The 21,239-nt window shown below is 65.2% G+C and carries 15 protein-coding genes and 1 pseudogene; 7 read left to right on the top strand and 9 right to left on the bottom strand.

What is annotated here, in order from left to right:
* Positions 1–109 precede the first annotated feature (109 nt).
* The 3 genes from ACSKB8_RS40775 (at position 110) to ACSKB8_RS40765 (ending at position 3,450) form a co-directional block, all read left to right on the top strand.
* Positions 110–559: a hypothetical protein gene (locus ACSKB8_RS40775; protein WP_438110211.1), complete on the top strand. Its 450-nt coding sequence runs from the start codon at positions 110–112 to the stop codon at positions 557–559.
* An 82-nt stretch (positions 560–641) separates the two neighbouring features.
* The gene (locus tag ACSKB8_RS40770) at positions 642–1,661 is read left to right on the top strand and encodes a S1C family serine protease (protein WP_370985009.1); all 1,020 of its coding nucleotides are present in this window, start codon (positions 642–644) and stop codon (positions 1,659–1,661) included.
* Positions 1,662–1,719: 58 nt separating this feature from the next.
* Positions 1,720–3,450 carry an FAD-dependent oxidoreductase gene (locus ACSKB8_RS40765; RefSeq protein WP_438110210.1) on the top strand — a complete coding sequence of 577 codons (1,731 nt, stop codon included), beginning with the start codon at positions 1,720–1,722 and terminating at the stop codon, positions 3,448–3,450.
* A gap of 256 nt (positions 3,451–3,706) precedes the next feature.
* Here the strand turns inward: ACSKB8_RS40765 and ACSKB8_RS40760 are convergent, their stop codons facing one another.
* Positions 3,707–7,183 carry an indolepyruvate ferredoxin oxidoreductase family protein gene (locus tag ACSKB8_RS40760; protein ID WP_438110208.1) on the bottom strand — a complete coding sequence of 1,159 codons (3,477 nt, stop codon included), beginning with the start codon at positions 7,181–7,183 and terminating at the stop codon, positions 3,707–3,709.
* A 165-nt stretch (positions 7,184–7,348) separates the two neighbouring features.
* Between ACSKB8_RS40760 and ACSKB8_RS40755 the strand changes: the two genes are divergently transcribed.
* Together ACSKB8_RS40755 and ACSKB8_RS40750 are read left to right on the top strand one after the other, a co-directional pair.
* Positions 7,349–8,302, top strand: a complete 954-nt coding sequence (locus tag ACSKB8_RS40755; RefSeq protein ID WP_438110206.1) for a hypothetical protein — start codon at positions 7,349–7,351, stop codon at positions 8,300–8,302.
* A gap of 65 nt (positions 8,303–8,367) precedes the next feature.
* Complete coding sequence (locus ACSKB8_RS40750) at positions 8,368–9,066, top strand: cysteine hydrolase family protein (RefSeq protein ID WP_438110205.1); 699 nt, start codon at positions 8,368–8,370, stop codon at positions 9,064–9,066.
* A 27-nt stretch (positions 9,067–9,093) separates the two neighbouring features.
* Here the strand turns inward: ACSKB8_RS40750 and soxA are convergent, their stop codons facing one another.
* From soxA to ACSKB8_RS40715, 7 genes and pseudogenes are all read right to left on the bottom strand, one after another.
* The gene (gene soxA / locus ACSKB8_RS40745) at positions 9,094–9,873 is read right to left on the bottom strand and encodes a sulfur oxidation c-type cytochrome SoxA (RefSeq protein ID WP_438110203.1); all 780 of its coding nucleotides are present in this window, start codon (positions 9,871–9,873) and stop codon (positions 9,094–9,096) included.
* Entirely contained in the window at positions 9,870–10,187 is a 318-nt protein-coding gene (soxZ, locus tag ACSKB8_RS40740; protein ID WP_438110201.1) for a thiosulfate oxidation carrier complex protein SoxZ, read from the bottom strand. The genes soxA and soxZ overlap by 4 nt, the downstream gene beginning before the upstream one ends.
* Positions 10,187–10,654: a SoxY-related AACIE arm protein gene (locus ACSKB8_RS40735; RefSeq protein ID WP_370985015.1), complete on the bottom strand. Its 468-nt coding sequence runs from the start codon at positions 10,652–10,654 to the stop codon at positions 10,187–10,189. Before ACSKB8_RS40735 ends, soxZ begins: the two co-directional genes overlap by 1 nt.
* A gap of 8 nt (positions 10,655–10,662) precedes the next feature.
* Positions 10,663–11,100 (bottom strand): sulfur oxidation c-type cytochrome SoxX, encoded by a 438-nt coding sequence (soxX, locus tag ACSKB8_RS40730; RefSeq protein ID WP_438110199.1) that lies wholly within the window; start codon positions 11,098–11,100, stop codon positions 10,663–10,665.
* Positions 11,101–11,299: 199 nt separating this feature from the next.
* Complete coding sequence (locus ACSKB8_RS40725) at positions 11,300–12,571, bottom strand: FCSD flavin-binding domain-containing protein (protein ID WP_438110197.1); 1,272 nt, start codon at positions 12,569–12,571, stop codon at positions 11,300–11,302.
* Between the two features lie 54 nt (positions 12,572–12,625).
* Positions 12,626–14,813 (bottom strand): annotated as a pseudogene (locus ACSKB8_RS40720) (molybdopterin cofactor-binding domain-containing protein).
* 11 nt (positions 14,814–14,824) lie between these two features.
* Positions 14,825–15,274 carry a (2Fe-2S)-binding protein gene (locus ACSKB8_RS40715; protein ID WP_128935233.1) on the bottom strand — a complete coding sequence of 150 codons (450 nt, stop codon included), beginning with the start codon at positions 15,272–15,274 and terminating at the stop codon, positions 14,825–14,827.
* 340 nt (positions 15,275–15,614) lie between these two features.
* Here ACSKB8_RS40715 and ACSKB8_RS40710 point away from each other — a divergent pair, with 340 nt between their 5' ends.
* Positions 15,615–17,219 (top strand): B12-binding domain-containing radical SAM protein, encoded by a 1,605-nt coding sequence (locus tag ACSKB8_RS40710; RefSeq protein ID WP_438110195.1) that lies wholly within the window; start codon positions 15,615–15,617, stop codon positions 17,217–17,219.
* A 16-nt stretch (positions 17,220–17,235) separates the two neighbouring features.
* Here the strand turns inward: ACSKB8_RS40710 and ACSKB8_RS40705 are convergent, their stop codons facing one another.
* A complete protein-coding gene (locus ACSKB8_RS40705; RefSeq protein WP_438110194.1) occupies positions 17,236–18,624 on the bottom strand; it encodes an MFS transporter in 1,389 nt (462 codons plus the stop codon).
* Positions 18,625–19,638: 1,014 nt separating this feature from the next.
* On the opposite strand from ACSKB8_RS40705, the gene ACSKB8_RS40700 reads away from it, so the two are divergent.
* The gene (locus tag ACSKB8_RS40700) at positions 19,639–21,222 is read left to right on the top strand and encodes a hypothetical protein (RefSeq protein ID WP_438110192.1); all 1,584 of its coding nucleotides are present in this window, start codon (positions 19,639–19,641) and stop codon (positions 21,220–21,222) included.
* Positions 21,223–21,239 lie beyond the last annotated feature (17 nt).

Here is a 21,239-nt window from a genome sequence, read left to right as displayed (position 1 = left end):
TCCTCTTGGGGAGTCCCTCTGTGGATGCACCCTCTCCCCAACCCTCCCCCGCAAGCGGGGGAGGGAGCGCACCGTCACCTTAGCCGCAACGTTCCGACGCGAGGCCCCAATGACTGATCAGCTCACCCTCACGCCTCGGCAGCGCCAGGACCTGCGCACCATCGCCGCGATGATCATTCCCGCGAGCGAGGAATATCGTGTTCCCGGCGCCGACGACTCCGCAATCCAGGCCGACATGCTGACAACCCTCGGCCGCGACACCAAATTGGTGGCGGCGGCGCTGGATCATCTGGCGCGGCTCGCCGGAGCGCCGCTCGCCGCGCTCGATGTTGCCAAGCGCGATGCGGTGGCGCAGGAGTTTCGCAAGCACGGAGACGTCGCCGCTGCAACGCTCGTCCGCGTCGTGCTGCAATGCTACTACCGCGACGACCGCGTGCTGGGCTCGCTCGGGCTCGAGCTGCGCGCGCCGTTTCCCAAGGGCCATGTGCTCCCGGATGGAGACTGGTCGCTGCTCGATCCGGTCAAGGCAAGAGGCGGCTCGCTGAGGCGGGTACCCTAGCAGCCCAGCCCTGCGCCCCGGTTGGGCCACTTGCGCTGGAGGGAACAGGCCACCATCTGTGTGAGCCTCAAGGACTCTTGCCATGTTGGACTTCACCTCAGATATCGCCGGTGATGCATCGTCATCGCGAACGACGGCGTCTGCCCCGGTCGATGACCGGGCCTTGCTGGACGCCTATTCCAATGCCGTGATCGACGTGACCGATCGCGTCGGCCCTGCGGTCGTGCGGGTCGAGACCGGGCCAAAAGTGCCAAACGGCCGCGAGCGCGGCGGGCTCGGTTCGGGCATCGTGATCTCGCCGGACGGACTCGTCCTCACCAACAGCCATGTGGTCGGCTCCTCCAAGGAGATCCGGCTGCGGGACGTCGAGGGCCATGTCGGCGATGCCCAGGTGCTCGGCGTCGATCCCGACACTGACCTTGCGCTGCTGCGCGCCAATGGCGTGCGCCATTTGCCCTATGCTGCGCTCGGCAATTCCAAGAACCTGCGGCGCGGTCAGCTCGTGATCGCGATCGGCAATCCGCTCGGCTTCGAATCGACCGTGACCGCCGGCGTGGTCTCGGCGCTCGGCCGCTCGATCCGCTCGGTCAGCGGGCGCACCATCGAGGACGTGATCCAGACCGATGCCGCGCTCAATCCGGGCAATTCCGGCGGCCCGCTGGTGTCGTCGAATGCCGAGGTGATCGGCATCAACACCGCCATCATCAACGGTGCGCAAGGCATCTGCTTTGCGGTCGCCAGCAACACCGCGCAATTCGTGCTGTCGGAGATCATCCGCCACGGTTACGTCCGCCGCGCCTATATCGGCGTTGCCGGGCAAACCGCGCCGGTCCCGCGGCGGCATGCCGTGCTGGCCGGCGTCGAGAACAAGATGGGCGCGCTCTTGATGCAGATCGAGCCGGACGGCCCGGCCGCGAAAGCGGGCCTGTTGCCCGGCGATGTCGTCGTCAGGCTCGACGGTGTCGAGATCAACGGCGTCGACGACCTGATCCGCGTGCTCGACCGCGACCGCATCGGCCGGCGGCTGGCCATGGACGTGTTGCGGCTCGGCCGCCTGCGGGCGATCGACATCGACCCGGTCGAGCGCAAGAAGGCGCGCTAGCTGCGGGCCGGTGAGCGAGGTATGACGGTGTCATGCCTCGCTCCCGGAACCTTGCCGCATGATGCCGGCGCATGAGACCTACGATGTCGTTGTCATCGGCGCCGGTGCCGGCGGCATGACGGCGGCGGCCGTTGCGGCCGCCGAAGGGCTGCGGGTGCTGGTGATCGAGAAGACCGCCTTCGTCGGCGGCACCACCGCATGGTCCGGCGGCATGGTCTGGATCCCCGCCAATCCCAAGATGAAGGAGGCGGGGCTGTCCGACAGCGTCGCGGACGCCGTGCAGTATCTGTCGAGCACGGTGCCCGAGCCGGCCAATGCCGGCCTGCGCGCCGCCTTCCTCGCGCGCGGACCGGAAGCTATCGCCTATCTCGAAGCCAACACCGAATTGCGCCTCCGGCCGGTGAAAGCCTATCCGGACTATTATCCGGAGCGGCTGGGTGCGACGTCCGGCGGGCGCGTGCTGGAGCCGGTGGCGTTCGACGGCACGCGGCTTGGCAAGGCTTTTGCGCGCTTACGGCCGCCGCTGCCGGAATTCACGCTGTTCGGCGGGATGATGGTCAACGGTCTCGACATTTCGCATCTGCGCCAGGTCGGAAAATCACTGCGATCGACGTTACGCACAGCGCGGCTGGTTTCAGCGTATGCGTGGCAGCGCTTGCGCGCGCCGCGCGGCACCACGTTGCATCTCGGCAATGCGCTCGCCGCGCGGCTGTATGCCTCGCTTCTTGCACGGCAGGTCGAAATTCTCTTCAGCGCCGATGTCGAGGACTTGTCGATGCAAGGCGATCGCGTGGCTGGTGTGGTGATCCGACACGGCGCCCGCGACCGCCTGATCGCGGCGCGTCGCGGCGTGGTACTCGCGACCGGCGGCTTCTCGCACGATGCGCGCTTGCGCAAACGCTTCTTCCCGGCCGCTACCGGTTTTGTCTCCGCCACCAACCCATCAGGGACAGGCGACGGGCTTCGGCTTGCGGCTGCCGCCGGTGCCGCGCTCAACACGGACGCGACCAGCCCGGCCTATTGGGTGCCGGCCTCGCTGTTCCGCCGTGCCGACGGCAGTCGTGGCGTCTTTCCGCACACGGTGACTGACCGCGCCAAGCCCGGTGTGATCGCCGTCAATGCCGCAGGCCGGCGCTTCGTCAACGAGGCGCTGTCCTACCACGAATTCGTGCTCGCCATGTTGCGTGATGGCAATGGTGAGCCGGACCGGCCGTTCTACCTCATCTGCGACCGCCAGTTCCTGTGGAGCTACGGTCTCGGCCGCATCAAGCCGTTCACGCGCAATTATCGGCGTTATGTGGCGAGCGGCGAGTTGACCGAGGGTTCTGACGTTGCGCAGCTCGCGGCAAAGATCGGCATCAAGCCGTCCCCGCTCGCGGCGACGATCGCGGCCTACAATGCCGGTGCGAAAGAGGGCCGCGATCCCGAATTCGGCCGCGGCAGCACCATCTACCAGCGTCATCTCGGCGATGCCGCTCACAAGCCTAATCCTTGCGTCGCGCCAATTATCCGCGCGCCATTCTTCGCGATGCGCATCCATCCAACCGATCTCGGAACCGCGATCGGCGTGAAGGTCGATGCGCAGGCCCGCGTGCTGCGCGCGGATAGCACGCCGATCGCCGGCCTCTATGCCTGCGGCAACGACATGGCCTCGATCATGAACGGCAACTGTCCGGGCCCGGGCATCACGCTGGGGCCAGCGCTGACATTCGGGTACATCGCGGGGCGGCATTTGGCGGAGGGGCATGTGGCGTCGGTCGCATCAAGCGTTGCCACGACGTCGGTCTAGCCATCTCCACCGCAGTCATGCTCCGCGGAGGCGGGGCATCCAGTACGCCGCGGCTTATCGGCTTAAACACAACTGTCTCGGAGTACTGGATCGCCCGGTCAAGCCTGGCGATGACACCGAGTGTGTGGCGAGCGCATTCCACAATCTCGTCATTGCGAGCGTAGCGAAGCAATCCAGGCTGCCTCTGCGGAGGCACTCTGGATTGCTTCGTCGCTTCGCTCCACGCAATGACGCGTAGAGAGTGCGCGGCTATCCGTCATTCCGCAGCCGCCGCAAAGCGGCTGTTCTCCAGCTCCGCTTCCAGCCGCGCCGTCTCGGCCGCCGCCTGCTTGATGTTGGCTTCCTTGACGTGACCGAAGCCGCGGATCGTCTCCGGCACGCGCGCAAGCTGTGCCAGCAGCGGGATCTGCTCGGCCTTCAGTCTCGCAATCCGCTGATTGATCATGCCGAGATAATCCTCGATCAGCTTGCGCTCTGTCTTGCGCTCCTCGGTACGGCCGAACGGATCGAACGCGGTGCCCCGCAGGAATTTGAGCCTCGCGAGAACGCGGAAGGCGTGGATCATCCAGCCGCCGAACTCCTGCTTCTGGAGCCGGCCCGTCGCCTTGTCGCGCTTCGCAAAGATTGGCGGTGCCAGGTGGTACTTCAGCGTGAAGTCGCCGTCGAATTTTTCCGACACCTTCTTGGCAAAGCTGCCGTCGGTGTAGAGCCGCGCCACCTCATACTCGTCCTTATAGGACATCAGCTTGAACAGGTTCTTTGCGACGGCCTGCGTCAGTTCCGTGGAGCGCGGCGAGGCCGCGCTCTCCGCCTTGCGCACCTTGGCGACAGCTGCGAGGTAGCGCTCGGCATAGGCCTTGTCCTGATAGCCAGTCAGGAACTCGGCGCGGGTCGCAATGACATCGTCGAGTGACTTCGTCGGCGCGGCCGCTCTGTTCTTGAACTGGAGCACGCTGCGCACCCGCGACATGTCGTGGGCGGCGAGACGGCCCCAGGTGAAAGCGAGCTTGTTCATCTCGATTGCGGCGCCGTTGATCTCTATGGCGCGGAGCAGGGCTTCCAGCGACAGCGGGATCGCGCCCTTCTGGAAGGCGAAGCCGAGCATGAAGGGGTTGGTGGCGATGCTATCGCCCATCAGCGCGGCGGCAATGCCTGTCGCGTCGATGATGTCGAGGTTCTTGTCGCCGATCGCGTCGCGCAGCACGGTTTGCATCGCGCCCATCTCGAAATCGAGATCGGGGTTTTGCACGAAGCTCGCGGTCGGCTGCAGGTCGGCGTTGATGTAGGCCCTGGTCACGCCGCGCTCGGCGCGGCTCAGCGCAGTGGGACCGGCCGAGACGATCATGTCGCAGCCGAGAATGACGTCGGCGCCGCCGGTGGTGATGCGGACGGCGGAGATGTCTTCCGGATTCGGCGCGATGCGGACATGGCTCATCACGGCGCCGTTTTTCTGCGACAGGCCGGTGAAGTCGAGCGCCGAGCAGCCGCGACCATCGACATGAGCGGCCATGCCAAGCAGGGCGCCGATGGTGATGACGCCGGTGCCACCGATGCCCGTAACGAGGATGTTGTAGGGACTGTCCAGCTCGCGCGCCGGCGGTAGCGGCAGGTCGGCGAACAGCTGGCCGGAATCGACCGCTGACCTCTTCATGCGCTTCAGGCTGCCGCCATGCACGGTGACAAAACTCGGGCAAAAGCCTTCGACGCAGGAAAAGTCCTTGTTGCAGTTCGACTGGTCGATCTGACGCTTGCGGCCGAACTCGGTCTCCAGCGGTTGTACCGAGACGCAGTTGGAGGCCTGAGAGCAATCGCCGCAGCCTTCGCAGACGAGCTCGTTGATGAAGGCGCGTTTGGCGGGATCGGGATAGAGCCCGCGCTTGCGGCGGCGGCGTTTTTCGGCGGCGCAGGTTTGGTCGTAGATGATGACCGTGAGACCCTTGATGTCGCGCAGCTCGCGCTGCACGGCGTCGAGCTCGCGGCGGTGGTGGATGGTCGCGTCGTGCGGGAAGTAATTTTCTTGCGGATATTTGCTCGGATCGTCCGAAACGATTGCGAGCCGCTTGACGCCTTCGGCCCAGACCTGATGCGCGATCTGCGCGACGTTGAAGCTGCCTTCGGCCGGCTGGCCGCCAGTCATGGCGACGGCATCATTGTAGAGGATCTTGTAGGTGATGTTGATGCCGGCGGCCGAGGCGGCACGGAGGGCGAGAAGGCCGGAATGGGTGTAGGTGCCGTCGCCGAGGTTCTGGAAGATGTGCTTCTCGGTGGTGAAGGGCGATTGCCCGATCCAGTTCACACCTTCGGCGCCCATATGCGAGATCAGATCGGTGCGGCGGGTCGGCATGCTCAGGGCCATGCCGTGGCAGCCGATGCCGGCCATGGCGCGGCTTCCTTCGGGCACGCGCGTCGAGGAGTTGTGCGGGCAGCCCGAGCAGAAGAACGGCGTGCGCGCGAGCTTGATTGGCGTGCTGGTGGTGACAGGGTTGTCGAACGCCTCGAGCCGCGCCAGGCGCTGCTCCAGCACCGGGCTGTGGTGACCGAGCTTACGTAAGCGCGCTACCAGCGCAGAGGCGACGATGGTCGGCGTCAGCTCGCCCTCGCTCGGCAGCAGCGGTGCGCCGCGCTCGTCGCGCTTGCCCGTGACGGTCGGGCGCCTGGACGCATCGATGTTGTAGAGGATGCGCATCAGCTGGTCTTCGATGAAGCCGCGCTTCTCCTCGACCACCAGCACATCCTGAAGGCCTTCTGCGAAACGCTTCGCGCCGCTTTCCTCCAGCGGCCAGGTCATCGCGACCTTGTAGATGCGCAGGCCGAGGTCCTGCGCGTCCTTGTCGGTGATCCCCAAGTCGGCGAGCGCCTGGCGCAGGTCGAGATAGGCCTTTCCGGTGGCGACGATGCCGAGCCGCGCGGGCTTGGAATCGAGCACGATGCGGTCGAGCTGGTTGGCGCGGGCGAAGGCCTGCACCGCTTCCATCTTCGGTCCGAACAGGCGCCTCTCGGCCTCCAGCGGCGGATCCGGCCAGCGGATGTTGAGACCGCCGGGCGGCATCTCGAAATCGTCGGGGAGCACGATCTTGATGCGTTCGGGATCGCTGTAGATGGACGCCGAGCTCTCGACGGTTTCGCTGATCGCCTTGAAGCCGACCCAGCAGCCGGAGAAACGCGACAGCGCAAAACCGTAGAGGCCGAGGTCGAGATAATCCTGGAGCGTGGCGGGATTGATCACGGGGATCAGCGCTGCCGCGAACACCTGCTCGCTCTGATGCGCCAGCGTTGAGGACTGGCAGCCGTGATCGTCACCGGCCAGCGCCAGCACACCGCCATTGAGCGAGCTACCCGCTGCGTTGGCGTGCTTGAGCGCATCGACCGAGCGATCGACGCCCGGCCCCTTGCCGTACCAGATGCCGAACACGCCATCGACCTTGGCGCCGGGAAACAGGCCGACCTGCTGGCTGCCCCAGACGGCGGTCGCGGCCAGATCCTCGTTCAGGCCGGGGACGAAGGCTATGTCATGCTGCTGGAGGAAAGACTTCGCGCGCCACAACGCGTGGTCGTACATGCCGAGCGGGGAACCGCGATAGCCCGAGATGAAGCCGCCGGTGTTGAGCCCCTGAAGCCGGTCGCGTTCGCGCTGCAGCATCGGCAACCGGACCAGAGCCTGGGTGCCGGACAGGAAGATCCGCTTCGATTCGAGCCGGTATTTATCGTCCAGCTCGACCTGCATCAGCGTCATTTCGGAAGTCCTCGGGCTTTCGTTGGGGCGTGGGGTTTGCGCCGCGGGAAGGATTGCGGCAGCGCGGCGCGAATTGTGACAGTCAAAAGCATGCACAGGCGAAGTCAATATCGCTGGCCGCATCCGTGGCGCTCCTGCTAGTCATGGCTGCTTGTGGAGAACACCATGGCTGCAAACGCATTCGACACCGAGATCACTGAGACGGTCGAGGCCCTGATCGGGCCGTGGCGCCGGCCGCGCCAGATGCTGCAAGCGCAAACTTACGACGCGCACGCCTCGATTCATGACGACGCCACCGCGCGGAAGCTCGGCTTCAAGGGCGGCACCATCGAGGGGCCGACGCATTTCAGTCAGTTCGCACCGCTTGGCGAACGGCTGTGGGGACGCGCCTGGTTCGAAACGGGGTGCCTCTCCGCGCATTACCGCAGCGTCTGCTACGAGGGTGAGGAGGTGCAGGCGATCCTGTCGAAGCCGCTGCCTGCTACCCGCCAGTGCCAGATCCAGATGGTCAAGCGCGATGGCACCGAGGTGCTGCGCGGCACGGCCTCGGTCGGCGAGCCGCACGCAGCGACCGCGCTCGAGGCGCGTCTTGCCGAGCTCAAGCCGCTCACCGATCCCGTGATCCTGCGTGACGTGAAGGTGGCGCAGACGAGCAGGCGGCAGACGGTGCGGATGGTGTTCGACCAGATCATGGGCGACCTCTATCCGTTCTCTCTCCGGCAGAAGCTCGCCGTGATTACCGAAAACTCGCCGTACTATTCCGGCGCCGATAATCCGTGGCGCAAGCCCATCATCCCGACGGAGATGCTGAGCGTGCTGCTCCAGTACCGCTCCAAGGACGATCCGCTGCCGGCCAAGGGACCGGCGGTCGGCCTGTTCGCCGATCAGGAGATCAGGCTGGTGCAGGGGCCGCTCTTCGTCGACGAGGATTACGAAGTGGAGCGCGAGGTGGTCGCGCTCTCCGGCAGCCGTCGCACCGAAAGCGCCTGGGCCAAGACGCGCGTGTTCGACAAGGCGAATCTGCTGGTCGCGACCATGCTGCTGAACATGGCGACGCTGAAGGAGTCGTATGCGCCGTATGAGGACGAGTATCGGCGGCTGTACGGGGCGGGGCGGTAGGGGCGAGCGGTGGCACGGCGCTTGCAGAAGTTCCGGCAAAGGGTGTTCTCGCAAGGATTGGCATCATGCTGAACTCAACCAAGCCGCCAGGGAGCGTCATCAGCGCCGAGCCCGAGCCGATCAGGCTCGACTGGCCCGCCACCGCGCTTCTCATCATCGACATGCAGCGCGATTTTCTCGAGCCAGGCGGCTTCGGCGAGACGCTGGGCAATGACGTCAGCCAGCTCGGGCGCGCGGTGAAGCCGATCGGCGCGGTGCTGAAGGCCGCGCGCGACACCGGCATGCTGGTGATCCACACCCGGGAGGGCCATCTGCCTGACCTCTCCGACGCGCCGCCGGCGAAGGTCGAGCGCGGTGCGCCGTCCTTGCGCATCGGCGATCTCGGCCCGATGGGCCGCATCCTCATCCGCGGCGAGGCCGGCCACGACATCATTCCTGAGCTCTATCCGCTCGACAGTGAGATCGTGATCGACAAGCCGGGCAAGGGCGCGTTCTACGCCACCGAGCTCGGCAACGTCTTGGAAAAATACGGCATCGAGAATTTGCTGGTGTGCGGCGTCACCACGGAAGTCTGCGTCAACACCACCGTGCGCGAGGCCAATGACCGTGGCTATCGCTGCGTCGTCATCTCCGACGGCTGCGCATCCTACTTTCCCGAGTTTCACGAGATGGGCCTGAAGATGATCAAGGCCCAAGGCGGCATCTTCGGCTGGGTGGCTAGCTCGGCCGCAGTCCTGGAGGCGATGAAGGCTTCGACGGCTTAGACGACGGCCAGTCCAGGCCGTTATCGCCTACGGCCGCACCGCGGGCGTCTCGATCGGCAGGCCGCGCGCCCGCGACATCAGATAAAGCTCGAGCGCGACAAGCTCGGGCGAACCGTAATCATAAGCCTGAGCGCGCACCCCGGTCATGCAGCTGCGCAACCGCCGCTCCAGCGAACCCAGCGTCTGCCATTCCAGGCGGTAGAGCGGATAGCCGGTCGGCTGTCCCTGCGTGATCGGCGCGCCGGCAAGGCGTTTGTCGAAATTGTCGTCATGGCAATTGGCGCAGGCGAGATTGAGCTGGCCCTCGCGCTGCATGAACAGGTCGCGGCCCTGTTCGATGAAGGGTTTTACCTGCGGATCATCGCCAGCGGTGATCGGAACGCCGCGCGATTGATGAGCGACGAAGGCGGACAACGCCAGCAGATCGCGGCTCTCATAGGGCAGCGGCGTCGCCTGCTGGTGATTGCCGCGGCAGAGGTTGATGCGCTGGTCGAGCGTGACGGGACGGCCGAGCGCCTTGTCGAAAGCCGGATAGCGCGCCGCGACGCCCTTCATGCTGCTACGTGCATCGCCATGGCAATCTGCGCAGGATTTCTCCGCACCGCCGGTCTTCTTTCCCCACAGTGCCTGACCGTCGAGCACGAACAGCATGCCCGGATTGGACGTATCATCATCCTGCATCGCGCGCGTGTCGGGTCCCATCAAGGAATAGCCGGAGCGGCGCGCCTCGGGCGGGATTTCACCTGCGAGGAGGGCAGGGGCCGTGGCGGTCAGCGCCGCCACCACTATCGCGCGCCAAGACTTCATTCGACGATGATCGATGCCGATGCGGTGGACGAATAGCCGTTGTCGCCGATCCATTCGAACTCGAACTTGCCGCTCTCCTCGGCGACCGTGAAAAAGGACAAATATGGATTCGCGGCGATCGCCGGAAACAGATCGGCGCGAAAGATCTCGGCGCCGTTGTAGCGACAGCTGAAGCTCGTGATGATGTCACGCGGCACCAGCTTGCCGTCCGTAGTGTGGCGGAAGCCGGTCTCCATGATGTGCGAGGTCAGCGTGCGGATCTCGATGATCTCGCCGCGCTTGGCCTTCGAGGGAACATTGATGAGGGCGGCCATCAGTTCATCTCCTCGGTGCAGGCGGCCAGCGTCACGACGACGTCGGCGGCGACCTGCCAGAAGCTGTCGTCGGACAGGCGCGCGATCGCCACCACCTTCTGGCTGTCGGCGAGCCGGATCCGGGTCGAGACCTGGGCCCGGCCGGAGGCGGGGCCGAGATGGAAATTGCCGATGTTCGGCTGCGGGTTCTTCTCGTTGAAGACGTGGATGCTCTTGACGTAATCGTCCGCGGTCATCGGGCTTGCGACGCTGACCGTCATCGGCACCGTGTTGCCGTTTTCGACCAGCGGCGGAATGTCGAGCTTCACCCTGCCGGTGCGAATCTGCGCTTCACCGACGATGTTGCGGATCGCGGTGGTGAGCATCGCCGGCGTCGCCTCGACCGGTCGCAGCGTGACGATCGGGATCGCGCCGGCGACCGTCACGCTGCCGGCAAGGCTCAAGAATTGGCGTCGCGTGGTCGGCATGATCAGTCCTAGTCCCGAAGCGTTGCAAGAAAGGCCACGATGTCCTCGATCTCCGCAGCCGATAATATCGGCTTGCCGGCGAAACTGCGTCCAACACGCACGAGGTCATCCTTGCGATAATACGAGGGCATGATGGTCTCCGCGTTGAAGCGCGACGCATCGACCAGCCGAAGCCGTAACTGGCTCGCCGTCCACCGGTTCCCGGCGCCGGTGAGATCGGGCGCAAGATCACCTTGGAAACGCGTTTCCGGGAAGGGACCGGAGTGGCAGAGGATGCAGGTCGTCGTGCGCGCCAGCACCAGCGCGCGTCCGCGCGCGGCATCGCCCAGCGAGCCGGTGAGGGAAGCCGGAATGCCGTCGCCGACGATTTTGTAAGGCACTAGGTCTTCGGCAGTCGCACCACCCCCAAGTGTAAGATTTGCTGCGACCAGCGCAGCGACAATCAATCGGTTGTGTGACGAGAAATCTAGCCGCGAGCTCCACTTACCTCTCCCGCTTGCGGGAGAGGTCGCGCCGAAGGCGCGGGTGAGGGCTCTTTCCTCTTGGGGGTTCTCGCGTGCGGAGACACCCTCTCCCCAGCCCTCCCCCGCAGGCGGGGGAGGGAGCGCACCGGATTGGTGGTGACAGCTTCGTCTCACCATTGCATTAGCCAAAACAATCCGCCGTGATGGTTTGAAACCAGTGCTCCGCCTCGGCCGCCTCCCGGACGCGCAGCTCGCGCGGGGCATCGACCGGGCTGGTCGCGCCGCCTTCGACCTCGGCGAAGATGTCACCTTTCGGCTGGTAGTTGCCGGCAAGCGAAAAGCCGTAGCCGGGTGCGACGGTGGTGTAGCAGACGCCTGTCAGTCGCGGCGCTTCCGGCGTGCGGCCCGCGAGCAAAGCGATGATCGCGGCGGCGCAAGCCTTGCCTTGTGCGCTTGCAGCGGAAGCCGATTTGGGAATGCCGCCGCCAAGGCAGGCGTCGCCGATGACGTGGATGTCTTTGACGAGCTTCGATTCGAAAGTGACGGGATCAATCGGGCACCAGCCGGTGGCATCCGCGGCGCCCGCGATCTCGGCAATGCGCCCTGCGCGCTGCGGCGGAATGACGTTGGCAACGTCAGGGGTGTAGTTGCCGAACTCGGTGACGATGGTCCTGCTCGCCGCATAGACCGAGGTGACGCGGCCGCCTTGCGACAGCGCGACCCGCTCGATCATGTCGCCGTAGAGCTCTTTCCAAGCTCTCTCGAATAGCCGCTGCTGGGAGAAGGCGTCCTTGGCATCGAGGATCAGGACTTTCGAGCGTGGCTTCGTGGTCTTGAGATAATGCGCGATCAGGCTGGCGCGCTCGTAAGGTGCCGGCGGGCAACGCGAGGGATTGGCCGGGATCGCAATCGCGACCGTGCCACCGTCCGCCATCGCCTCCAATTGCCTGCGCAGCAGCAGTGTCTGCGGACCAGCTTTCCAGGCGTGGGGCATCTTTTCCGACGCAGCGTCGTCGTAGCCGGGCAGAGCTTCGACATGGAAGTCAATGCCGGGCGAGAGCACGAGACGGTCATAACCAAACGCTTCGCCGTCGGCGGCCGTCACGCTGCGCTTTTGCGTGTCGATGGTCGTCGCAGCCTGAGCGACGACGCTGATGCCCTCGGCGGCGAGCTTGTCGTAACCGAACTGCTGCGCTTCCATATCGCGCAGGCCCGCGATCACCTCGTTGCTGAGGGGACAGGAGATGAAGGTCTTGTTCGGCTCGATCAGGGTCATCTGCAATTTCGCGTCAGCGCGCTTGAGTGCGCGGGCGCAGGCCGCGCCGCCAAAGCCGCCGCCGACCACGACAATGCGGCCCGCCGATTGCGCGCGCAGGATCGAAGGTGCGGCGAGCGATGTGGCCGCGGCGGTGATGCCGAGGACGGCATTCCGCCGTGTCACCGGCGCATTCATGAGACTTGTCCGGAAAAATGCCGCGGCTGCCGTTGTGGCAGCCGCAGCGCTCTCTTAGGCGAAGGTGATGTTCTGGTCGCGCAGTCGCACCGAGCGGATGCGCTTGCCCGTCGCCGCGAAGTAGGCGTTGAGCACCGCGGGCGCCGCGACGCCGATGGTCGGCTCGCCGACGCCGCCCCAGAACCCGCCGCTCGGCACCATCACCGTCTCCACTTTCGGCATCTCGTTGATGCGCATCGAGTTGTAGGTGTCGAAGTTGGTTTGCTCGATCTTGCCATCCTTGACTGTGCAGCCGCCGTAGAACAGCGCCGAGAGGCCATAGACGAAGGAGCCCGCGATCTGCCGCTCCACCTGCGCCGGATTGACAATATAGCCGGGATCGGTGGAGGCGACGATGCGATGCACCTTGATCTTGCTGCCGTCGGTCACCGAGATTTCGGCGGCGCCGGCGACGTAGCTGCCATAGCCCATGACCTGCGCGATGCCACGATACACGCCCTGCGGCGCCGGCGTGGTCCAGCCGATCTTCTCGGCCACGGCATCGAGCACCGCGAGGTGTTTGGGGTGATTGCCCATCAGATTGCGGCGGAATTCGAGCGGGTCCTGGCCAGCGGCCTGGGCCAGCTCGTCCATGAAGCATTCCATGTAGATGGCGTTGTGATTGACGTTGACGCCGCGCCAGAAGCCGGGCGGAACGTGCGGGTTACGCATCGCATGCTCGATCAACAGGTTCGGCACCGAATAGCCGAACGCGGCCTCGCCGGATTGAGCGACGCCCTGGAATGCCGCCGGATCCATGCCGTTCTGCAGCGCTTCGGGGCGCAGCGAGAACAGGATCGACTGCCCGGACAGGCGGTAGTGCAGCGCGACCAGATTGTTGTTGGCGTCGAACGCGCCGGTCATCTTGCACTGGGTGATCGGGTGATACCGGCCGTGCGCCATGTCCTCTTCGCGCGACCACAACAGCTTGATCGGTGTGCCCGGCATTTGCTTGGCGATCATGACCGCCTGACGGACATAGTCGGTCTGGCCGCGCCGGCCGAAGCCGCCGCCGAGCATCACTTTGTGCACGTCGCACTTTTCCGCCGGCAAGCCCGACGCCTCCAGCACCGCCGCGAAGGCCGCCTCGCCATTCTGCGTGCCGCACCAGACCTCGCATTTGTCCGCCGTGTAGAGCGCGGTGGCGTTCATCGGCTCCATCGTGGCGTGGTTCTGGTAGGGATAGCTGTAGACCGCCTCGATCTTCTTGGCGGCACCGGCGATCGCGGCCTTCGCGTCGCCGTTCTTGTTGCCGACATAGGCCGGCTGCGCGTCGTCGAGGCCTTCAGTCAGCCATTTCGCAATCGAACTCGCTGGAGACCTTGGCGTTGTCGCCCTCATCCCAGACGATCGGCAGCGCCTCCAGCGCGGTCTTGGCGTGCCACCATGTGTCGGCAACGACGGCGACCGCGGTGTCCCCGACCTTGACGACCTTCTTGACGCCCTTCATGCCGGAGATCTTGGCCTCGTCAAAACTCTTCAGCTTGCCGCCGAACACCGGGCAGTCCTTGATCGCGGCATTCAGCATGCCCGGCAGCTTGACGTCGATGCCGTAGGTCATGGCGCCGGTGGTCTTGTCGGCGGTGTCGAGCCGGTTCACGCCCTTGCCGATCAGCTTCCAGTCCTTCGGATCCTTCAGCTTGACGTCCGCCGGCGGCGTCAGCTTCGCCGCAGCCTCGGCCACCTTGCCGTAGGTCGTGGTCTTGCCCGAAGGCGTATGGGTGATGACGCTGTTCGCGGCCGTGCATTCGGATGCCGGCACTTTCCACGCATCGGCGGCGGCCTGGATCAGCATCACGCGCGCGGTGGCGCCGCCCTTGCGGACATAGTCCTGCGAGGAGCGGATGCCGCGGCTGCCGCCGGTCGAGAAATCGCCCCAGACACGCTTGCGGGCGACGCTCTGGCCGGGCGTCGGATATTCGGTCGTGACCTTGGTCCAGTCGCATTCGAGCTCCTCGGCGACGAGCTGGGCGAGGCCGGTCAGCGAGCCCTGGCCCATCTCGGAGCGGGCGATGCGGATCACGATGGTGTCGTCGGGCCGGACCACGACCCAGGCTCCGATCTCGGGCGAGCCGTCGGCGGCGCGGACCATGGCGGGGCCGCCGAAAGGAATGTCAAAGCCGATTGCGAGACCGGCACCGACCGCGGCCGTGCCGATGACGAAGGCGCGGCGGTTGAGCCGCGGCGAAACATGCTTGTTCATGTGGGATTTCCTTACGCGCTTGCGATCGTGTGGATCGCCTCGCGCACCTGCTGGAAGGTGCCGCAGCGGCAGATGTTGGTGATGGCCTCGTCGATGTCGGCGTCGGTCGGCTTCGGCTTCTCGTTCAAGAGCGCCGCGACCGCCATGATCATGCCGCTTTGGCAATAGCCGCATTGCGGCACGTCCTGGGCGATCCAGGCTTCCTGCACCTTGTGCAGCGAATTTCCGGATGCGAGCCCTTCGATCGTTGTGATCTTCTTGCCCTCGGCCTCGCTGACCGAAACGCCGCAGGAGCGCATCGCCACGCCATCGATGTGAATCGTGCAGGCGCCGCATTGTGCGATGCCGCAACCATATTTGGTGCCGGTCAGGCCGGCATTCTCGCGGATCGCCCAGAGCAGCGGCGTATCCGGCTCCACGTCGAGTGTGAAGGTTTTTCCGTTGATTGTTAGGTTTGCCATCGCAAGTCCCCTGATTGGCCCAATCCACCGATTGAACTCAGCGGCGGAATGTGTCCGGCAAACTGGAACTGTTCAAATCAACAGTCCGCGGGGTGGCCGGGATGCATGGCCCTCCTGCTTGAAAGTATGGACCGGAGCGTTGTTTTGCCTCATCCCCTTCTCAATCGATTCGGGTTGGCGCCTCTTCCGCGGGCGCCAATCCACGGCTTGAGGCGACGTCCGGCCGTGAACGCCGGTTCCGGGCCGGATCGCCGCTGCACAGCGGCGACAGTTTGTCCCTTTTGCCGGGGTGCAAGACGCAGGCGCTTTGATACACTGCGCCGCCGCCAACAGGAGTTCCATGAACGTGCCGAGTCCCTGCAACGTGCTGATGCTCTACCCGCTGTTCTCGGCGGAGTCCTTCTGGACCTTTGGCGAATCCTGCAAAGTGTTGGGCGTCAAGCGCCCTGCCGCCCCTTTGGGGCTGATCACCGTTGCCGCGATGCTGCCCGAGAGCTGGACGGTCCGGCTGATCGACTGCAACACGGCGCCGCTCAGCGACGACGACCTCGCCTGGGCCGACGTCGTCTTCACCGGCGGAATGCTGCCTCAGCAGGCCGACACGCTGCGCCTGATCGAGCTCTGCCGCGCGGCTGGCAAGCCGGTGGTGGTCGGCGGTCCCGATCCCACCTCGAGCCCCCACATCTACGAGCGGGCCGACTTCCGGGTGCTCGGCGAGGCCGAGAGCGTCATCGACCAGTTCATCGCGGCCTGGGACAGCGGCGCGCGGTCCGGCGTCTTCACCGCGCCGAAGTTCCAGGCCGACGTCACCAAGACGCCGGTGCCGCGTTTCGACCTGCTCAAGTTCGACGACTACCTCTATCTCGGTGTGCAGTATTCCCGCGGATGTCCGTTCACCTGCGAGTTCTGCGACATCATCGAGCTCTATGGACGCGTCCCACGGACCAAGACGAACGAGCAGATCCTGCGCGAGCTCGATACGCTCTACCAAATGGGCTATCGCGGCCATCTCGACTTCGTCGACGACAATTTCATCGGCAACAAGAAATCGCTGCGGCTGTTCCTGCCCCAGCTCGCCGAATGGCAGCGCGCCCACGGCTATCCGTTCGAATTCTCCACCGAAGCCTCGGTCAACCTCGCCGACGATCCGGAACTCTTGGAGCTGATGGGGGCGGCCAATTTCTTCGGCATCTTCGTCGGCATCGAAAGTCCGGATCCGGCGACCCTGGTCGCGATGCGGAAGAAGCAGAACACGCGGCGTAACATCGCCGAGAGCATTCACAAGATCTACGCTGCCGGCATTCTCGTCACCGCGGGTTTCATCGTCGGCTTCGACAACGAGAAGGTCTCGATGGCGGAGTCCATGATCGAGTTCATCGAGGAGGCGTCGATCCCCGTCAGCATGGTCGGCCTGCTCTATGCCTTGCCGAACACGCAGCTGACGCGCCGCCTCGAGCGCGAAGGCCGGCTCCACCAGGGCCACGACGTGGCGCCGACCATCGGCGCCGATCAGTGCACGGCCGGGATCAATTTCGATCCGGTGCGCCCGCTGCGCGACATCCTGATGGACTACAAGCGGGTGCTCGAGCACATCTACAGCCCGGCAGCCTATGCAGGACGCGTCGACCGCTTGATGACGCTGCTCGACCGCTCGCGGCAGCGCCACGAGCTCGCGGAAGGCGACATCCGCGCCAAGCTCGGCGCGATGGAGACGGTGCATCGTGTGGTCAGCGCCCTTCCCGAGGCGCGCGGACCGCTGTGGCAGACCTTCATGAACTGCGCCAAGCGCGACACGTCATCGGCGCGCATCGCCGTGCAGATGATCGCCGCCTACGCCCATCTCGGACCGTTTTCGCGCAAGGTCATCGCTGCCATCGATGCGCGCTTGGCGGCGCTGGACAACGAAACCGTCGCTCCGGCGACTGTCGACGTGACGGCGGCCTGACGTCTGGCTTGAGAGCTTACTTCACCGCCAGTCGCAGGAAGCTCATCACGCTGCCGAGCGCGGCAAAGCCTGCGCCGAGCGCCAGCGCCAATGTCGCGCCGTCGTGGCCCGCGAGTGCGAAGCAGGCCGCGGCGAGCGCGGCGCCCGTGGTCTGGCCGGTCAGGCGCGCGGTGGCGACGATGCCGGAGGCGCTCCCGCTGCGATGCGGCGGCGCGCTCGACATCACCGCCTTCATGTTCGGCGCCTGGAAGAAGCCGAACCCCATGCCGCAGATCACCATCCGCCAGATGATGTCGGCAATGGCGGGATTGGCCGGCAGCATCGCGAGCAGCGCCATGCCGAGGCCGAGCAGCACGAGGCCGATGCCGCCGAGCAGGCCGACCGCATGGCGGTCGGACAGGCGTCCGGCGATCGGCGCCATGATGCCGACCACCAGCGGCCACGGCGTCATGAAGAAGCCGGTCTCGACCTGCGAGCGCCCGAGCACGTCCTCGAAGTAGAACGGCAGCGAGACGAAGGCGAGGCCCTGCACGGCAAAGGAGCACACCGCCGTCGCCGCCGACAGCGCGAACATCGGCCGGCTGAATAAGTCGATCGGCAACATCGGCGCGGGATGGTCGGCGTGGCGGCGCGTCAGGATGAAGCCGAAGGCGAGGGCCGAGACCAACTCGATTCCCACGGCCACCGGCGACAAATTGTGGGCGGCGCTGCCAATGCCGGTGATGAACAGGCCGAGGCAGGCCGACGCCAGGATCGCGCCGATAAAATCAAAACCGTGATCGGCGCGCGGTGTCTTCGGCAGCATCGCAAAGCCGATGCCGATCGCGACGAGGCCGAACGGGATGTTGACGGCGAACAGCCACGGCCACGGCCCGAGCGCGAGGATGGCGGAGGCGATCGAGGGTCCGAAGGTGAAGGCGGTCGCGACCACCAGCGCGTTGTGGCCGAAACCGCGGCCCAGCATCCGGCCCGGATAGACGAAGCGCACCAGCGCCGTGTTGACGCTCATGATGCCGCTGGCCCCCAAGCCCTGCAGCGTGCGCGCGAGGAGCAGGCTGTCCAGCGACCACGCCACCGCGCAGAGCAGTGAGGCGACGGTGAACAGGATCAGGCCGCCGAGATAGATGCGCTGGTGCCCGACGATCTCGCCGAGCGCCCCGAGCGGCAACAGCGTCGCCACCAGCGCGATCTGATAGACGTTGACGACCCAGACCGATTGCTCCGGCGTGACATGCAGGTCGGCGGCGATGGCGGGCAGGGCGATGTTGGCGATCGCGGTGTCGAGCGAAGCCATCGCCAGCGCGGTGAAGATCGCCGCGATGGCCCAGCGCCGCTGCGCGGCCGGCAGGCCATCGGACATGGTGTGGTCGGGCTCGCGCGCGGCGGCAGGTAACGTGATTGTCATTCTCTTATTGTCATTGCCTGGCGCGTTGCTCCGGCGGCGTGGCCAAAAGGGGCTTTCGGCATGTACTACGGCCGGGCGGCCTGCCACAGAGACAAGCACGCATGCGGTGTATGCGCGCCGTCCGCGGCTGTGCGCTCAGACAAAAAGTGCGAAAACAACCCCATGCACAGTAGAGATGGGCTTGATCGATAAGGGATTTTCAAACTGCGCTGGGATGACACCCGTCGTCGCCGCGACGTTGACACGTCGGGCAAAACACCGGCAAAATGCTATGCTGCCAACGAGGGGTCACAAGGCCCGCATAGGTTCGCTTGAATGCGCGATGTCCGCTTCGCGAGCAAGTTCAGCGCATCCGCTCATCTCATCGCCGCGCGCCCAACTGACCGGATGCTCGCTGTCGTCAACTGATCCGGACAACGTCAGCTCGTTCGAGCTTATCGCGCCACCTCTCGCCGGTGTAGTCCAGGGCAGCATCGGCGCCGAACCTGATCGCAAATCGTCACTAGTCTGCGGTCGATGCCGCCGCGATCACGCGAGGTGTGGGCCTGCCTGTTGTCTCGACTGCGATGTGGCCAGCGGACGACACATCTACTTCGCCATCAGCCTATGAATTCGCACGACCGCGCCAGGAAAGGGGACCTCTTCCCTAACGGGAAGATAGAGCGCGCATTCATCTGTTGATGGCGACGTTGAACAGCGCGCCAGACCGCGGCGCGGCCTTCGATCTGGAGTTCCGTCGGGATGGACCAGACGTGCTTCGGCCGATGCTCTGGTGCCGGCCATGCCGTACCGGTTGATTTAATTTGACTTTTGCGCAGGGTCAAAATTATATAGTTAATATATTTAATTATTTAATCATTATAGACAGTTATTTCGATCTAAGCGTGTTCTGATCGAGGACTGTAACCATGCGAACAGGCCGGGCCATTTGCTCCATTGGAGTTGCTGTCGAGAGAGGCGTGATCCATGCGCCGACCAATTGAGACTGCACCGAGGAACGGAGAAGGCATCTGGGTGGAAGGTGCGACCGGGGCTGTTGAGGTCGGCCATTGGTCATCAGAGGCGGGTAAATGGGTCTGGCAGGACGGCTCTCCAATCAATCCTGCGCCGACCCATTGGTGTCCCGTGATCGAGGATGTCGATCCAGAGGAGGAACGATCGGGCAGTTGGCTTGTGACGGTGGCAATTTTTGTTCCCGTCATCCTCGTTGGGGCTTCCTTGCTCGGGGTGTTCGAGCCATTCCACGCGCAACCCTTTCCGGACATGACTCGCGCCGGCGACGAGAGCGCCCTCAGCCTCAATCAGCGGCCGGAAATCACGGCCGGATCGCTAGCTCTCCTTCGGCGCGAAACGGCCGGAGCTCTGATGCAGGCGGAGCCGGCAAGCGTGGTGCGACCACAGCCGCGGCTGGAGGAAGAGGCTCCGCGCATTGAAGCGCTCGCCAACGAGCTGGCCGAGGCGAACAGAGAGCTCGACGAGGCAGTCCAGCGCACGCAGACGGCGGAACTCGCCGGTGAGGAGCTGCGGAAATCACTTCAACAGGAGCAAGCCCACAGCGCCGAGCTCGCGAACGAACTTGCCGGAGCCCGCCGCGAGATCGATGCCGGTAAGGCACAATCCCGCAACGCGGACGATGTGGCCGGGCAGCAGAGAGAGGCGGCGGCGGGAGAGATCGCAGAACTGCAGCAGTCCCTACAACAGGAGCGGCAAAGAAGCGGCCTCCTCGTGAAGCAGGCGAACACCGCGCAGGCAGCAGCGGCGAGCGCGGAGCAAGAACGCCACGAGGCTCAGGCACGCGCCGCCGCACTCGCGAGCGAACTCGCCGGAATTCCTCGCGGATCGCTCATGGCGGAAGCTGCGGCCGCGGAACAAACGGAGGCGACGGAGCGGGAGCTGCGGCAGTCTTTGCAAGATGAGCAGCGGAAGAACGCCGACCTTGTCGCCGAGGCCAAAGCGGCGAAGGCGGCAATGGCCAATGCCGAACAACAACGTCGCGCTCTCGAAGAGGCCCAGGCGCACGCCGCCACGCTGGAAAGAGAACTCGCTGAAACGCGCCGTGAGATCGAAACCCGGAACGTGCAATTGCGCGAGGCGAACGATGCGGCCTCGCAGCAGAGACAGGCCGCAGACCGAGAGATTGCTGAACTGCGGCAGTCGCTGCAACAGGAGCGGAGCGCGACCGAAGCCAAGCAAAGAGACCGCGCATCGGCATGGGCCCCGACCGATGCGCGCCTTCCGGTGGAGCAAGCGAATGAAGCCCCGATCTTGCCGGCGACGCAGAACGTGGAAGTGACCGCAGCGGAGCCGCCGACAGCCGCAAACCAAAACGACGCGGATGCCCGATTGATCCCGCGCGCCAGGGCGTTGCTCGATCAGGGTAATATCGGTGCAGCGCGCATCGTCCTCGAGCTCGCGGCCGAGAAGGACATTGCGCAGGCAAGTTTCATGCTCGCGGAGACCTATGATCCGGCGGTTCTGGCCGCCTGGGGTACCTATGGAACGCGCGGCGAAGCGGCCAAGGCGCGAGAGCTCTACGCCAGGGCATACCGGGGCGGTATTCGCGAAGCGAAGGAACGGCTGGATGCGCTGCAGCGCTGAGAATGGGCTCGTTGCAT

This window comes from Bradyrhizobium sp. BR 1432 (genome assembly GCF_051547705.1).
GTDB classification, from domain to species: Bacteria; Pseudomonadota; Alphaproteobacteria; order Rhizobiales; family Xanthobacteraceae; genus Bradyrhizobium; species Bradyrhizobium zhanjiangense.
Note: the sequence above shows the minus strand (reverse complement) of the source record. Positions and strands in the feature narration are given on the sequence as shown.

Bases quoted from the DNA above. Each gene is read 5' to 3' on its own strand.
- ACSKB8_RS40775 (WP_438110211.1), top strand. From the start codon at position 110: ATGACTGATCAGCTCACCCTCACGCCTCGGCAGCGCCAGGACCTGCGC.
- ACSKB8_RS40770 (WP_370985009.1), top strand. From the start codon at position 642: ATGTTGGACTTCACCTCAGATATCGCCGGTGATGCATCGTCATCGCGA.
- ACSKB8_RS40765 (WP_438110210.1), top strand. From the start codon at position 1,720: ATGATGCCGGCGCATGAGACCTACGATGTCGTTGTCATCGGCGCCGGT.
- ACSKB8_RS40760 (WP_438110208.1), bottom strand. From the start codon at position 7,183: ATGACGCTGATGCAGGTCGAGCTGGACGATAAATACCGGCTCGAATCG.
- ACSKB8_RS40755 (WP_438110206.1), top strand. From the start codon at position 7,349: ATGGCTGCAAACGCATTCGACACCGAGATCACTGAGACGGTCGAGGCC.
- ACSKB8_RS40750 (WP_438110205.1), top strand. From the start codon at position 8,368: ATGCTGAACTCAACCAAGCCGCCAGGGAGCGTCATCAGCGCCGAGCCC.
- soxA (WP_438110203.1), bottom strand. From the start codon at position 9,873: ATGAAGTCTTGGCGCGCGATAGTGGTGGCGGCGCTGACCGCCACGGCC.
- soxZ (WP_438110201.1), bottom strand. From the start codon at position 10,187: ATGGCCGCCCTCATCAATGTTCCCTCGAAGGCCAAGCGCGGCGAGATC.
- ACSKB8_RS40735 (WP_370985015.1), bottom strand. From the start codon at position 10,654: ATGCCGACCACGCGACGCCAATTCTTGAGCCTTGCCGGCAGCGTGACG.
- ACSKB8_RS40725 (WP_438110197.1), bottom strand. From the start codon at position 12,571: ATGAATGCGCCGGTGACACGGCGGAATGCCGTCCTCGGCATCACCGCC.
- ACSKB8_RS40715 (WP_128935233.1), bottom strand. From the start codon at position 15,274: ATGGCAAACCTAACAATCAACGGAAAAACCTTCACACTCGACGTGGAG.
- ACSKB8_RS40710 (WP_438110195.1), top strand. From the start codon at position 15,615: ATGAACGTGCCGAGTCCCTGCAACGTGCTGATGCTCTACCCGCTGTTC.
- ACSKB8_RS40705 (WP_438110194.1), bottom strand. From the start codon at position 18,624: ATGACAATCACGTTACCTGCCGCCGCGCGCGAGCCCGACCACACCATG.